Source organism: Shewanella sp. 0m-8, assembly GCF_052977265.1.
Window position 1 is genome coordinate 1 of sequence record NZ_JBRIMB010000005.1, and the last position, 14,994, is coordinate 14,994.

At 43.7% G+C, this 14,994-nt stretch carries 13 protein-coding genes and 2 pseudogenes; 12 read left to right on the forward strand and 3 right to left on the reverse strand.

All coding sequences use genetic code 11. The features are described from left to right. Nucleotides 1-321 precede the first annotated feature (321 nt). The 3 genes from ACVBIO_RS03610 to ACVBIO_RS03620 all read right to left on the reverse strand — a co-directional run bounded on the left by ACVBIO_RS03610 (nt 322) and on the right by ACVBIO_RS03620 (nt 2,668). Entirely contained in the window at nt 322-1,500 is a 1,179-nt protein-coding gene (locus ACVBIO_RS03610; protein WP_447163085.1) for a diaminopropionate ammonia-lyase, read from the reverse strand. Between the two features lie 84 nt (nt 1,501-1,584). After that, nucleotides 1,585-1,968 (reverse strand): RidA family protein, encoded by a 384-nt coding sequence (locus ACVBIO_RS03615; RefSeq protein WP_012157267.1) that lies wholly within the window; start codon nt 1,966-1,968, stop codon nt 1,585-1,587. A gap of 19 nt (nt 1,969-1,987) precedes the next feature. Continuing rightward, entirely contained in the window at nt 1,988-2,668 is a 681-nt protein-coding gene (locus ACVBIO_RS03620) for a helix-turn-helix transcriptional regulator (protein WP_447159040.1), read from the reverse strand. Between the two features lie 340 nt (nt 2,669-3,008). Between ACVBIO_RS03620 and ACVBIO_RS03625 the strand changes: the two genes are divergently transcribed. The 12 genes and pseudogenes from ACVBIO_RS03625 (at nt 3,009) to ACVBIO_RS03680 (ending at nt 14,907) form a co-directional block, all read left to right on the forward strand. After that, a complete protein-coding gene (locus ACVBIO_RS03625) occupies nt 3,009-4,175 on the forward strand; it encodes a M24 family metallopeptidase (protein WP_447159039.1) in 1,167 nt (388 codons plus the stop codon). 63 nt (nt 4,176-4,238) lie between these two features. After that, nucleotides 4,239-5,018, forward strand: a complete 780-nt coding sequence (locus ACVBIO_RS03630; RefSeq protein ID WP_220782605.1) for a maleate cis-trans isomerase family protein — start codon at nt 4,239-4,241, stop codon at nt 5,016-5,018. 39 nt (nt 5,019-5,057) lie between these two features. Further along, the gene (locus ACVBIO_RS03635; protein WP_447159038.1) at nt 5,058-6,044 is read left to right on the forward strand and encodes a DMT family transporter; all 987 of its coding nucleotides are present in this window, start codon (nt 5,058-5,060) and stop codon (nt 6,042-6,044) included. Between the two features lie 82 nt (nt 6,045-6,126). Next, nucleotides 6,127-7,281: a M20 aminoacylase family protein gene (locus tag ACVBIO_RS03640; protein ID WP_447171991.1), complete on the forward strand. Its 1,155-nt coding sequence runs from the start codon at nt 6,127-6,129 to the stop codon at nt 7,279-7,281. Nucleotides 7,282-8,649: 1,368 nt separating this feature from the next. Further along, nucleotides 8,650-9,897: an HlyD family secretion protein gene (locus ACVBIO_RS03645; RefSeq protein ID WP_447171992.1), complete on the forward strand. Its 1,248-nt coding sequence runs from the start codon at nt 8,650-8,652 to the stop codon at nt 9,895-9,897. Beyond that, on the forward strand, nt 9,897-12,065 hold the full coding sequence (locus ACVBIO_RS03650; protein ID WP_447171993.1) for a peptidase domain-containing ABC transporter: 2,169 nt from the start codon (nt 9,897-9,899) through the stop codon (nt 12,063-12,065). The genes ACVBIO_RS03645 and ACVBIO_RS03650 overlap by 1 nt, the downstream gene beginning before the upstream one ends. A 204-nt stretch (nt 12,066-12,269) precedes the next feature. After that, nucleotides 12,270-12,410 (forward strand): bacteriocin, encoded by a 141-nt coding sequence (locus tag ACVBIO_RS03655; protein ID WP_447171994.1) that lies wholly within the window; start codon nt 12,270-12,272, stop codon nt 12,408-12,410. A gap of 297 nt (nt 12,411-12,707) precedes the next feature. Continuing rightward, complete coding sequence (locus tag ACVBIO_RS03660; protein WP_447171995.1) at nt 12,708-12,899, forward strand: hypothetical protein; 192 nt, start codon at nt 12,708-12,710, stop codon at nt 12,897-12,899. 68 nt (nt 12,900-12,967) lie between these two features. Continuing rightward, nucleotides 12,968-13,261 (forward strand): hypothetical protein, encoded by a 294-nt coding sequence (locus ACVBIO_RS03665; RefSeq protein ID WP_447171996.1) that lies wholly within the window; start codon nt 12,968-12,970, stop codon nt 13,259-13,261. 62 nt (nt 13,262-13,323) lie between these two features. Then, nucleotides 13,324-13,590: pseudogene (locus tag ACVBIO_RS03670) on the forward strand (hypothetical protein); the annotation flags it as partial. Nucleotides 13,591-13,713: 123 nt separating this feature from the next. After that, nucleotides 13,714-13,848 (forward strand): annotated as a pseudogene (locus tag ACVBIO_RS03675) (transposase); the annotation flags it as partial. A 78-nt stretch (nt 13,849-13,926) separates the two neighbouring features. Then, on the forward strand, nt 13,927-14,907 hold the full coding sequence (locus tag ACVBIO_RS03680) for a transposase (protein WP_447171997.1): 981 nt from the start codon (nt 13,927-13,929) through the stop codon (nt 14,905-14,907). Nucleotides 14,908-14,994 lie beyond the last annotated feature (87 nt).

Sequence of the window (14,994 nt, forward strand, 5' to 3'; positions counted from 1 at the left end):
TTGATTTAAGTCTTCAGGTGTTTTAATACTTTTAGCTGCTTCTTTAGCAAAAGCTTCAATATCTTTTATGTTCATGAGTATATGCCTATCCTTGACTCTTTTTAGAGTACAGTTTGATAAGCAGTTACACAAAGTTAGTTACAGTCTCCAGTACCGTTCTAGAAGTGAGCCTGTGAGCGCTCTATCTTTACGCTGTGAGCCTGCGAACGCCCTAGGACCTAGAACCTAGAACCTAGGACCTATCAGGACGTAGTCCGTCCTTTCTTTTAATAACAAAAAAGCCGCAGTTAAGCGGCTTTTTGTCATCTAAATTCAGTGAATTTATTTAGCAGTGCTGTGCATGCCTTCCCAAACGATTTGACGGTAACGGTCTGGGTTAGTGTCGCCTTCAGTGCTGAACAGCATGATAACCGCATCTTGGTCTAGGCCAAGCTGTGTACGGTACTCGCTGTACTCTTCTCGGCTTGCTAGCATGTAAAGTAGACCTAGCGTTAGTGCGCCTGACTCACCGCTAACCACTTTAGTATCGCCAGCTAGTGGGTTACCAAGCACGCGCATACCTGTTGCAGTCACTTCGTCTTCAACTGATGCGAAGAAGCTGCTGCACTGCTTTAGGATTGGCCAAGTCACAGGGTTAGGCTCGCCACATGCAAGACCTGCCATGATAGAGTTTAGCTCGCCAGTAACAGCAACCATTTCGCCTTTAATGCCTGAGTTGTAGATACAATCCGCTTTTGCAGGCTCTGCAATAATAGTCTTGAAGTTAGCTGCGCCAACTTTGTCAGCGAAGTAGCCTAATAGGCCGCCAGCCATAGCGCCAACACCAGCTTGTAGCATTAGGTGAGTCGGCTTAAGGCCCATAGCTTCAACTTGCTCTTGCGCTTCAACAGCCATAGTCATATAGCCTTGCGAGATCCATGTTGGGATCTTGTCGTAGCCTTCCCAAGCGGTATCTTGCACTAGCATCCAACCATTTTCAGTTGCAGTCTGGTTAGCAATACGTACCGTATCGTCGTAGTTACAGTCAGTAACGATACACTCAGCACCCAAGTTCTTAATGCGAGTCACACTTGCTTGAGATGAACCTTTTGGCATGTAAACAACAGCCTTTTGACCCATTTCACGTGCAGCCCAGGCAACACCTGTTCCGTGATTACCAGCAGTTGCTGTAGCGAAAACCAATGGCTCGCTTAACTTAGCTGCTACGGTTTTCATATCAATTTCACTGATATCTACATTTAAGTGCTCAGCAAGTTGCTTACCTAAAGCGTAAGAACCACCCAGTACTTTAAAAGCATTTAGACCGAAACGGTAAGATTCGTCTTTAACCAGAATCGCTTTAACACCAAGACGCGCCGCTAGCTGCTCTAGAGAGATAAGCGGAGTCGGTTGGTAAGCTTCGATCTGCTGGTGGAATTGACGAGTTTGTTCAGCGATCTGAGCTGTAAAAAGATCAGAAGTCTCGCCGTTAAAGAAATCATTTTGAGTCAGCTTTAGCATGGTAACCACTATAAATTATGAACAAGGAGGCATTTGTCCACTCACTAAAGGTAAGTGGACAGCAGGGCTTACTTTAAAACTAAATTATTTGATGAAGGCGATTGCTTCAACTTCAACTAACGCGTCTTTTGGAAGACGAGCAGCTTGTACACAAGAACGAGCAGGAGCTGCTTCAGTACCGAATACTTCAGTGTAAACTTCGTTGAAAACAGCAAAGTCTTCCATGTTAGCTAGGAAACAAGTTGTTTTAAGTACGGTGTCAGTACCTGCGCCAGCTTGCTCTAGAACCGCTTTAAGGTTCTTTAGAGATTGGTAAGCTTGCTCTTTAACGCCGCCTTCAACGAAAGCCATAGTCACAGGATCTAGTGGTAGCTGACCTGAGGTGAATACTAACTTGTCGAAAGCAAGAGCTTGAGAGTATGGACCAATTGCAGCAGGAGCATTTTCAGTATGGATTACAGTTTTCATAGCGTTGTTATCTCGATAATTAGGATTTAAATTCACGGATGTACTTGTACACCGCATGTTTGGTAATACTTAAATGGTTAGCAACAATGTTAGTTGCTTCTTTTAATTCAAAGATGCCGTTATCAAACAACACCTTAGTAATAGCTTTATTGCGACCTTTCAGGTTAACGCTGGTATCAGCTTCAACTTCTGAAATCGCGTGGTTTAGCGCTTGCTCAACCACATCTCCAGCTGATGCGCTGAAGTTTTCGGTCATATCAAAACTGTGATGCTGGCTTGTATCTGGCATCAGGGTCTTAATAATCTCAGGGAACGGATACGACAAGTTCATATTGACGCAAAACATGCCAATCGGTCTGCCTTTCTCACCCTGTAATATGCAGGTGCTCGACTTCAACATCTCGCCACCTTTGTTATTACTAAAGTAACTCTTAGGGGTCAGCTCGCCGGTTTGTTCGTACTGGCGCAGCATCTTTAAGCCTAAATCTGTTATCGGCGAGCCCACTTTTCGACCGGTGTGATGACCATTAACGATTTTCACCACTGACTGTTCAAAGCTTTCTAAAGAATGGATCACGACTTCGCAGTGAGGCCCTATTAGATCGGCCATGCTTTCAGCTAGATGGAAATAGCTTTGCAGTAGCGCACGATCTCTAGCTGTAAATTCTGTTTTGAATGCCTGTTCTGCCGCTTTGATCATTTCAGATTACTTTTGTGAACTATAGATGCTGTTATTGTCAACTTTTTGAGTTAACAATTCAACCCTTGAATCAACTTTATGTAACTATGGGACGTTTTTTAGGACTTTTACGCAAGTAATATTTAACTGTGGTTCAAAATATTTGACTTTGGTCATGAAATTTCAGTTTGATGATGCATCTTGAGTTAACAGATTTTGACTATGAGATATGTGTCACATTTTTAAATTCTGCAAACAGTATGATGCGCACCAAGTTAACGATAGTTGACTAAAACAGGTTTCCGGTCACTTTAGTGACCTTTTGGCAAATAGGCCAGTTGTGTGGGATGTGGAGATAAAAATGAAAAGCATATTACAGCGTGGATTTACAACAGCAGAATTTGAGATGCGTGCAACTAAAGCTCAGCAGAAGATGCGCGAGCTAGAAGTTGATGCGATTCTGTTAACTACTGAGCCTAATGTGCGTTACTTTTCAGGCTTCCACACTCAGTTCTGGCACAGCCCGACTCGTCCATGGTTTCTAATCCTACCTGCTGAAGGCAAGCCAATTGCCGTTATTCCTGAAATCGGTGCAAGCGGCATGGCAGGTACATGGGTTGATGACATCCGCACTTGGGCTTCACCACGTCCAGATGACGACGGTATCAGCATTGTAGCTAGCGTGCTTAACAGCCTACCTTCACGTTTTGGTCGTGTGGGTGCCACGCTAGGTATTGAGTCTCACCTACGTATGCCTGTTGCTAACTACTTACAGTTAACCACTTTAGTAAGCAAAGAGTTCGTTGACGTTTCACTAGCGATTCACGACATTCGCCAAGTTAAGTCAGTGACTGAAATTGAAAAGGTGCGTGAAATCTGCCGTATCACTAACGTCGGTTTCGACAAAATCCCAGGTTATGCCAAAGCCGGTATGACTGAGCGTGAAATTTGTAAGCAGTTCGGTATCGACATGCTGATGGAAGGCGCTGATGAATGTCCATACATCATCGCAGGTTCAGGCCAAGACGGTTACGACAGCATCATTATGGGTCCAACTGACCGCGTAATCGAAGATGGCGACGTGCTAATCATCGACACCGGTGCAGTACGTGACGGTTACTTCTCTGATTTTGACCGTAACTGGGCATTTGGCCACGCAAGTGAGCAAACTAAAGCCGCTTACCGCGCAACTTACGAAGCAACCACTATGGGCTTTGAAGCTGCACGCCCAGGTAACACCACTTCAGATATCTACAACGCAATGTGGAAAGTACTAGAAGCTAATGGCGCGCTAGGTAACGACGTAGGTCGTCTAGGTCACGGCCTAGGTATCGAGCTAACTGAGCGTCCATCAAACACGGCAACAGACAACACGATATTAGTACCAGGTATGGTGATGACACTAGAGCCAGGCATGGTTTACGCACCAGGCAAGTCTATGGTTCACGAAGAAAACATCGTGATCACCGAGAACGGTGCAGAGTGGTTAAGCAAGCGCGCTGAACCAGAACTATTGATTATTAAATAACTTAATATAGCCAATGATTTCTCCAAAGGGAGCTGGAGAAATCATACTGAAGAGAATCTCATTATGATGAGTTTTGAAGCCTTTACCTCGTTTGAACAGCCGCTTGAACACAAGCAGGCACCAAGAATTAACCGTGTACACATCGGCTTAGTGCAGTTAAGCACTGACCACAGTTTAGAAATGGACTGGGCTAAGTTACTCGGCACACAAGCAGGCGTATTTAGCTCTCGCGTCTACTACTCAAGCGAAATGACCCCTGAAGCACTTGATCAAATCGCTAGCGGAATCGTTGAAGCGTCTGACTTGATCGCAACAGGTCTACCTATGGATGTGATGGCATTTGGCTGCACATCAGCTTCAATCATTATCGGTGAAGAAAAAGTCGCAGATTTATTGACTCAAAACCGTGGTGACATCCCAGCGACTAACCCATGGACAGCAGCAAAAGCTTCATTCAAGCACTTGAATGCGAAAAAGATTGCTGTGTTCTCTCCATACCCAACTAGCGTTAACTACCCACTGTACCAGCAGTTAACTGATGCAGATTTTGACGTAGTAACACTAGGTTCACTTGGTATCGAACGCGATACCGACATCACTCTAGTCGCTAAAGAATCAATGTTCGCAGCGCTTGAGCAGATGCTAAAAGATTCTGACGCAGAATTAGTATTTATGTCATGCACTAACTTACGTGTACTTGATTATATTGAAGAGATCGAAGCGAAATTCGGCATCCCAGTAGTGTGCAGCAACTCTGCAATGTTCTGGCATGCAATGCACCTAACCGGCAACGTGGCTCAATGCCCAGGTTACGGCAAGCTACTTAATAACCAAACAGCTTAAGCTGTTGACTACCAATTACAAATTGTTGGAAAAATAATAATGACTAATACACAAAAAGGTTGGATGGCTGCTATTTTCGTAGGTCTACTTTGGGGTATTCCGTGGATTGTTGGTACGCCTATTCTTGAGGTGATGGATCCTCAAGTACTTGTTTGGTTACGTTACACTGTTGCATTTATTACACTAGGTTTGATTTTCAACATCGGTCTTGCAACGGGCAAGATGACTAAGAAAGCCGATTTCAAACTTAACTGGGAAAACCGTAAGGACATCTTCTGGGCTGCATGTTGCGGTATCATTGGTCAAGGTTCTTTCAGCTTCCTATCATTCCTATCTTTGGATTATATTACCGCCTCTGAAAACGGCGTGATCCAAGGTTTGATCCCAATCCTAATCTTAAGTGTTGGCTTCTTACGTCACGGTGAGCGTTTCACTGTTATGCAAATCATGTGTGCGCTAGGTGCTTTCCTAGGTGTGGCGATTCTAGTGATGGACCCACAGTCAGAGACTCAAGGCTTCAACATTGGTCACCTAATCTGTTTCGGCTCAGCAGCAAGCTTTGCAACAATGGCTTACGCTCGTGCCAAGCTAGCAGAGAAATACGGTTCAGTTGCGACTATGTTCCACCAGTTTGTATTCGCAGCACTAGGTTTTGGTTTGTACCTGCTAGTTGTAGGCGCTGACTTTAGCTCTGCATTGAATGTATTTAGCTCGCCACTACGCATTATGTGTATCGTTATCTTAGGTGTGTGTATCTCTGGTATGAGCTACCTAGTTTACATCTACGGTATGGAACGTGTAGGTGTTGACGGTACGGGTATGGCGCTAAACCTAATGCCACTGTCTTCATTCATCCTAGCGGTATTTGCACTAGGTGAGCAGGTAACACCGATGCGCTTAATCGCAATCGCAGTGGTTATCACTTCAATGATTGCCTTCATGAAGTTAGGTAACAAGAACAAGGTGAAAGCAGAAGAGGTTGAAGTTGAATTACCTTTAGCGCCAAAGCCTTGCCGCAGCCAATAACTGAGTTATTCAGTTAGCAAATAAAAACCATTTTTATCACCGGTGACCTAGTCACCGGTGCTTGTTAGAAGAGATAAAGAATATGAATATCGAACAGAAAGTTATCGAGTGGCGTCATCACATTCACCAGCACCCAGAGTTTGGTACCCAAGAGCACGAGACTGCAGCATTTGTAGCAAGCAAACTAGAAGAGTTTGGCATTGAAGTACACACAGGTATCGGCGGCACTGGCGTTGTAGGTATTTTAAAGTGTGGTGACAGCGAGCGTTCAATTGGTCTACGTGCCGACATAGACGCCCTGCATATTCATGAAGAAAATACCTTTGATTACGCATCAGTAAACGAAGGCGCAATGCACGCTTGTGGTCACGACGGACACACGGCAATGCTACTTGCTGCAGCGCACGAGCTGGCACAAACTAAAAACTTCGACGGTACGGTTTACTTCATCTTCCAACCTGATGAAGAGCGCGGCACAGGCGCTAAAGCGATGATCGCTGACGGCCTATTCACCCGTTGGAAAATCGACGGCGTGTACGCGATGCACAACCTACCAGGTATTGAAGCAGGTCACTTTGTGACGCGCCCACACTCAGTAATGGCAAGTGAAAGTAGCTTTGAAATCGAAGTACTAGCCACTGGCGGCCACGCGGCTATGCCACACATGGGCACTGACCCTATCGTTGTTGGCGCGCAAATCGTGACTGCAATCCAAACGATCGTATCGCGTAACCTAAGCGCGATTGATGAAACTGCAGTTATTTCGGTAACTGAGTTTGCCACTAACGGTACGGTTAACGTTATCCCAACTAAAGTGACTATCACGGGTGATACTCGTAGCTTTACTGATATCGCGTTAAACAAGATTGAAAAAGCACTTGAACGCGTCGTTGCTGGTCAGTGTATGTCTGCAGGCGTTGATTACACTTACAAGTTTAACAACAGTTTCTTATCGACTATCAACACCCCAGCTGAAACGGCTTTCGCGATTCGCGCGGCTGAAACAGTGGTTGGCGAAGATAAAGTTAACGGCAGCTGTCAGCCATTCACTATCAGTGAAGATTTCTCGTTCATGCTACGTGAAGCACCAGGTTGTTACATCCTAGTAGGTAACGGCGCAGGCTGTGATTGTGGTAGCGTAGCGCTACACAAGCCAACTTACGACTTCAACGACAATATCTTGGTATCTGGTCTGAGATACTGGCAGACGCTTGTTGAGCAGTGTTTGGCTAAGTAATTTGCACATTACTTGATGGTGCTGATTAACGCTTAAGGCTGTGTTTTGAGTTAGTGTCTTGAGGTTTAGGGTTAGCATTGTTAAGTAATCATGCTGAGATTAAGAAGGCTATGAGCTTAGGTTCATAGCCTTTTTTGTTGCTTGGTTTTTGCGCCAAGCGGGCGCAAGGGGAGGAGTTAGACTTCGTCTAACGACTAAAGCAATCAAACTTCGTTTGATAATTCTATCAGGCTGCGCTTGACCAAAGTCGTGAGCTTCCAGCTCACACTCGGGCAAAAGGAGGGTAACAGCTTCCCCCTCTTGGCCATTTCTTTCATAAAGAGTCCTAGCCGCCCCGACGAAGTTACATGCATTAGATACGGGCCTCATACTCCAATAAAAATCACCTAACGACTCAGATGGGACATCCATGCCCCCCCCGAGCCTGAACCATCATCCATGATGGCTCTACGGCATTCTTGAAAGTAAAAAGTTATCTACGTACTTCGGCAACTTCGATGGGGAATTTGGTATTTTCTGTTGCTTCAGTATGTACGTCAGTCTCGCATTTCTATTGAGAACTCAATGGGTGAAATGATTATGCTTTTCTAACTCGGTGCAGATACGGCTTAGGCCTTCGAAAACATGGATGTTTTCGCAGAGCGGTCAGGGATGACGAAAAGCGAGCCTAAGAAGTGTCTGCACATGCGCCGGCTGCAGGCCATTGGAACCATTGATGTTGGAAGATACATCAAATGCTTCCTAAGCATTGATGAAGAAAAGGTTCTCCGCTTTGGGTGAACTTCTAACCTCTGCACATGCGCCGGCTGCAGGCCATTGGAACCACTGATATTGGAAGATACATCAATAGTTACCTAAGAATTAATGAAGTAAAGGTTCACTGCTTTGGGTGAACTCCTAAGTTCTGCACATAAGGTCGTTAATTCACATCGATGTGATCACGACATTCGGGCACCCTGTCCAGTACCCGCTGCAGGCCATTGGAACAACAGGTGTTGTAAGATACATCAACAGCTGCCTAAGAGTTGATGAAGAAAATACGGCATTTTTATCTGCGTACTTCGGTAACTTCGATGGGGATTGGTGTTTTCTGTGAGTTATGAGTGAAACGGTAATTACACTTCCACTTTATATCCTAAGATTATGGTTGCATTTATTAATTCAATATCAACAAGTAAATGATTTTATTTCATCTGTTGCTGCGGGATATTAGCCTTAGTTGCTAGCTAAGGCAGTGAACGTGAATGTTTTTCATTATTACAGTGTTGCAGTAAATGTTTTTTTGCTTAGAATGTTGCCAAATTGTTGTGGCGTGTTTTGAGACGGATTTCAAACACTATAAATAATGTTTTAATACATGGAAGTTATATGTCAGGGTTATTTCGTCAGCAGGCCGTTGAGGCGCAAAAGCAAAAGTTACATGGTGATGTGTCATTGGCGCAACCAATAAGTATCTATGTGTCTGCTACTGTTTTGCTTTCTATTATCATCGCCATTATCTTTTTCCTCTCTTTTTCTCATTACGCTCGTAAAGAAACCGTTCGTGGTTATTTAGTGCCAGATAAAGGTTTAATTAAAACCTATGCTAATCGCAGTGGCAATATCGATGTATTGCATGTGTCTGAAGGCGACATCATTAAAAAAGGCTCGCCGTTAGCTACCATAGTGTTAAGTCGCAGCATGCTTTCAGGCGAAGAATTGAGTGAGTCGTTAATAGATGAGCTTAAGCTACAGCTTACTTTATTAACGACCGAGAAAAAAGTTAACCAGTCTTTATTAGCTAAAGAGACCCAGCGTCTAAAAAATTCCATTACAGATAATAAGCAGGCATTAAATGTGTTTGTAAATTTAGAGGCATTATTAACTGAAAAATTGGCGCTGCAACTTAAGCAACAGGCCCAGCATCAAAAGCTATTCGATGATGGTTACTTATCGACGCTAGATTATCAATCTCAACAACAAAAGCTAATCACTGTAAGACAAGAAATCGAAAACCTTAAATCGAACCAAGTACAAATACAAAGCCAACTTAATGGCGCTCTATCTGAATTAGATATTTTACCTAGCCAATACGCACTTAAAGGCGGTGATATTGAAAGACGCCGCTCTGAGCTAAAGCGTCAAATTGATGAAACAGAAAACAGCTATCGCTTTGTTATTCGTGCAGCTGAAGCGGGAACCGTTGCCTCAATTCAAATTGTCGAGGGAGAGTTTATTGCGACAAATCGCCCCTTAATGAGCCTTATCCCTCAAGGAGCGCAGCTAGTTGCTGAGTTACTGCTTCCTACTCGAAGCGCGGGTTTTGTTAAATCAGGCGATGAAGCAAGGCTGCGTTTCGATGCCTTTCCCTATCAACGTTTTGGATTTTTAGAAAGCCGAGTTTCTCGCATCGATAAAGCATTATTGCTTGATGGTGAGGCTAAAGTGCCCGTTGCTTTATCTGAACCGGTATACCGCATTAGAACCCAGCTATCTAAGCAAGATATGTTGGCTTATGGCGATAGCTTTCCCCTAAAAAGCGGTATGTTACTCGAAGCCGATATTGTGCTTGATAGACGTAGTTTGCTGGATTGGCTACTGGATCCAATCTATAGCTTGCAAGGGAGGGTTGGCTAATGGTTGCTAAGTCTACAGATAACATCAATCCTCCATCCGATCCTATAGAGCTATTAGAGTTTTCGGGGAAAAAGCGCGTACCACTCATTTTGCAGGCGGAAATGGCTGAGTGCGGCCTTGCTTGTATGGCAATGATTGCTAGCTTTCATGGTCACAAGCTCGATATGGCAGCGTTAAGAAAGCGCTTCACCGCAGACTTAAAGGGCATGAACTTACAGCAACTCATCGCGCTCAGTGACAATATGGGGCTAGCCAGCCGAGCACTGAAATGCCCAATAGAAGAGGTCGGTAAACTGTCTTTGCCTTGCGTGCTGCATTGGGACATGAACCATTTTGTGGTGCTTACAGGTGTGACCAAATCAGGTGTGACGATTAATGATCCGGCTCTAGGCAAAAGAAAGTTAACCCTAAAAGAGTTCACCGAGCACTTTACCGGTATTGCGCTTGAACTTACGCCAACAAAGGGCTTTCAGCAACAAGATGAGCGTCAGCAGATGCGATTATCGCAGCTGTGGAGCAAAATGACTGGGTTAACTAAAACCTTAGTCACCCTATTTGTGTTATCGATCTTGCTGCAAGTATTCGCCCTAGTCACACCTTACTACATGCAATGGGTGGTCGATGAAGTATTGATTAGCCACGATAAACCACTTTTAGTGGTACTCGCCATCGGCTTTGGCTTATTAGCCATAATAAATGTGGTAACGACAGGTGTGCGCAGTTGGTTGGTGCTTAGAGTCTCAAGCTTACTCAATATGCAGATGGGCGTGAACTTATTGCAGCACCTGTTGAAACTGCCAATGAGCTATTTTGAGAAGCGCCACATTGGTGATTTAGTTTCACGCTTTGGCTCGTTGGCTCAGGTACGTGAACGCCTAACAACAGGCCTAGTGGAAACCGTAGTTGACGGTGTTATGTCAATTGCCGTGTTAATCATGATGTTAGTTTATAGCGTGAAACTAACGTTAGTCGTAGTTGCAGCTATTGCCATATACGCAATATTGCGCCTTGCACTGTATCGACCATTACACCGCGCAACGGAAGAGTCGATTCAAGCAAGCGCCAAAGAGCAGACTAACTTTTTAGAAAATATTCGCGGTATACAAACCATCAAGCTATTCACCTGCGAGCCACAAAGACAAAGTGTGTGGCAAAACCGCTATAGCGAAGTGATAAATGCAGATATTCGCCTAGGCAAGCTCAATATTAGCTTTGATGCTGCCAATAAACTGCTATTCGGTATTGAGAACATTATCGTTATCTACCTAGCCGCAACCATTGTGATGAGTGGTGGCTTAACCATTGGTATGGTTTTGGCGTTTATCGCTTACAAAAATCAATTAACAGCACGTTTTGCCAGCTTAATTGAGCAGCTTATTTTGTTTCGTATGCTGCGCCTGCACCTTGACCGTATTTCAGATATCGCTCTGCACGACCAAGAAGCAAATCGTGATAGCAACCTGCAACTAAATGACGTGGTCGGTAAGCTAACGCTCGAGCGGCTGAGTTACAGTTATGCAGATAACGAGCCCAATGTCATTAACGATGTGTCGTTAACCATCAATGCCAACGAGTCGGTTGCCATTGTGGGCGAATCGGGCTGCGGTAAAACCACCTTAGTTAAATTGATGTTAGGGCTATTAACCCCGACCAAAGGGCGCATCTTGCTCGATGGTCAAGACATCACTCAAATCGGTTTAACTCAATACCGTCAACAAATTGCGGCGGTGATGCAAGATGACACGCTCTTATCGGGCTCTATCGCCGACAACTTAACCTTTTTTGACCCTGAGCCGAATTATTTACGTATGCAACAGTGTGCACAATTGGCTGCAATTGAATACGACATTAGTAAGATGACCATGGGCTATAACACGCTAGTAGGGGATATGGGCAGTCAGTTCTCGGGTGGGCAAGTGCAGCGGTTATTGCTCGCTAGAGCCTTGTATCAGCAACCAAGCTTACTGTTTATGGATGAAGCGACTAGCCATTTGGATATCGACAATGAAGCCAAGATCAGTGAACAAATTAAACAGCTTAATATGACCCGAGTCATCATTGCTCACCGGCCAGAAACCATAAAACAAGCGCAGCGAGTTGTCGTGATGCATCAGGGGAAGGTGTATACGCCCGAAGAAATGCAGCAATTAGCGGAAGGCGGGCAATAGCACATCTAAAGGGGAAAAGAATTTTAAACGATGGGGTATTTGGCTCAAAAAGAGCGAAATAAATGATCGGTTAAAAGCAAGGGCGCGGCAACTTTAGCGGGAAACCGCGCCCTTGGTCAGCCGCTTAAGGTTTGGTAACTCTTATCGAGCAGCTAAGCACTTAGGCAAACATAACGTTAAGTAGTTTAAATTAGGGAAGATATTATGCAAGAGTTAACACAAAAAGAGCTCCAAGAGGTTAATGGTGGTGGATGGTTTGGGTTTGGTAGTGGCTGGGGCTCTTTTTTTGGAACTAGGATGAGCTTATTACCAATGCCTGGTACCCCATCAGTTCCAATGGCTTAAATTATGAAACCTCCCTTTGATGATCAATGTCCTTCTTGTGGGTCTAGAGAGACTTATATCGCATGGAATATCACTACGATAGTGTTGTTTCCATTGTTGTTAATTATTTTCTTTTTTTTTGGTGTGCAACTTTTACCATTAAAAATGCACTGCAACAATTGTAAGAGTACATTTGATAATCAAAGGTGATGTTTTAAGTGAAAGCATATGCTCAGTTGTTTAAGGTTTGGTAACTCTAATCAAGTTGCTAATAACTTAGGCAAACATAACGTTAAAATTTAAATTAAGGAAGATATTATGCAAGAGTTAACACAGAAAGAAATTCGGAAAGTAAATGGTGGCTTTGTTGCTCTTTATTGGGTGGGGGTTGATGCCGTACATGCTTACAGGACATATAGCGCCGTACGATTTGTTACTCACGCAACAGCTGGAGGAGCGCTTTGGGATGAAATAAAAGAGATTGCTAAGGGAGAACCTGCTGCGAACTGATTCTTAATTAATTAATAAGTGTAAGGTCTCTATAGGAGCCTTACATTTATTATGCGAGGGATAGACAAATGTTAACTAATTATTGTCCAAATTGCGGTGACTCAATTAGCTTTAAACATAGACTTGTTTTTATTTATAGGGAAATAATTGAGTGTAATAGTTGTGGGGCTACAGTAACACCAACTATTACCGGCGGTTTTATTGGTGTGCCTTTTGGAGCTATAACTTGGTATTGGGTTGATGTTAGCCTGCAAGCTGTAGGTACTCCTTCAGTTTTATCTGCTTTTTTCGGATTTTTATCTTGTATGTTAATAATTAGGCTGGGTTATGTTTTTTCTACAATTATCACTTTCGATAATTGAAGAATAAATAAAGATAAAATAACTAAGACACAGGAAAATAACTAAAAATAACTAAGACACCCAGAATCGTGCTGGCTAGAGCTTTGTATCAGCAACCGAGTTTGCTGTTTATGGATGAAGCGACTAGCCATCTGGATATCGACAACGAAGCCAAAATTAGTGAGCAAATTAAACAGCTTAAAATGACCCGAGTCATCATTGCTCACAGGCCAGAAACCATTAAGCAAGCGCAGCGAGTCGTCGTGATGCATCAGGGAATAGGATCAATTAGGCCACCCATTGTTAATTGTGCATTTTTCACCTTACCACTAAACTTTAGTGATTGCTGAAATGGGAGGTGATTATGCCCCGTGCCAGAAACAATAATTAAAAACAATAATTAAGACACCCAGAATTGTGCTTACAGGTTTCCTCTACTAGGCTTTAGTTATGGCTGAATAGAGGAGCTTGTTATGCCTACACCAAGAAAGGCGTTAGTGAGCTTAGAGGATACGCCATTTTATCATTGCATATCTCGCTGTGTTAGAAAGGCATTTTTATGTGGTGTTGATAAGCATACAGGCCAATCCTATGAGCATAGGCGTGAAAATAACTAAGACACCCAAAATTGTGCTTACAGGTTTCCTCTACTAGGCTTTAGTTATGGCTGAATAGAGGAGCTTGTTATGCCTACACCAAGAATGGCGTTAGTGAGCTTAGAGGATACGCCGTTTTATCATTGCATATCTCGCTGTGTTAGAAAGGCATTTTTATGTGGTGTTGATAAGCATACAGGCCAATCCTATGAGCATAGGCGTGACTGGGTTGAACAACGTTTGTTGCAGCTTGCAAAGGTGTTTGCCATTGATATCTGTGCGTTTGCGGTTATGAGCAATCACCTGCATCTTGTATTACGGGTCGATGCAGAATTAGCGAAGTCTTGGTCAGATATCGAGGTTGTCACGCAATGGCAAAAACTGTTTAAAGGCGACAGCCTGAATCAGGCTTTTATCAAAGGTCAGCCACTTGAGTCCTATCAGCAAGCCATCATCAACAATCGGGTTAAAGAGTACCGTATAAGGTTGATGGACATCTCGTGGTTCATGCGAGCGTTGAACGAACCCATAGCCCGAAAGGCTAATGCAGAGGATAAGTGTAAAGGGCGCTTTTGGGAGGGGAGATTTAAGTCTCAAGCACTGCTTGATGAGGCTGCAGTCTTGGCTTGCATGGCATATGTCGACTTAAACCCTATTCGAGCCAGGATGGCTAATTCACCAGCAACCTCAGACTTCACTAGTATTCAATTACGTATAAAAGCAGCCTTGAAAGGGAAGCAGCCAGATTCGTTACTGTCTTTTGTGGGAAATGAACATCAAGACATACCTAAAGGATTAATGTTTAATGCCAAAGATTACCTTCAACTGATTGATGATACAGGTCGTATCCAACGGCATGATAAAAGAGGGTCGATCAGTCACTCCTCTCAGCAACTGCTTCATCGTTTGAATATTCCGGCTGAAAACTGGCTTAAAATGACCGCAGAGTTCACGACAATCTTCAAAGGTCCTGTGGGCAATACACAAGAGCTGACGACTTATTGTGAACACCTTGAACGTAAAAGGCGACAAGGTGCCGCCAATTGTCACCGATGGTTAGATTGTAGTTAGTCTTTTTTAACTTACTCAACTTTTCAAATTACCAAACAGTTGTTTGGCGTTTCTGCTGTGTGAAATTCACTCAGGTTGTCAATCGTC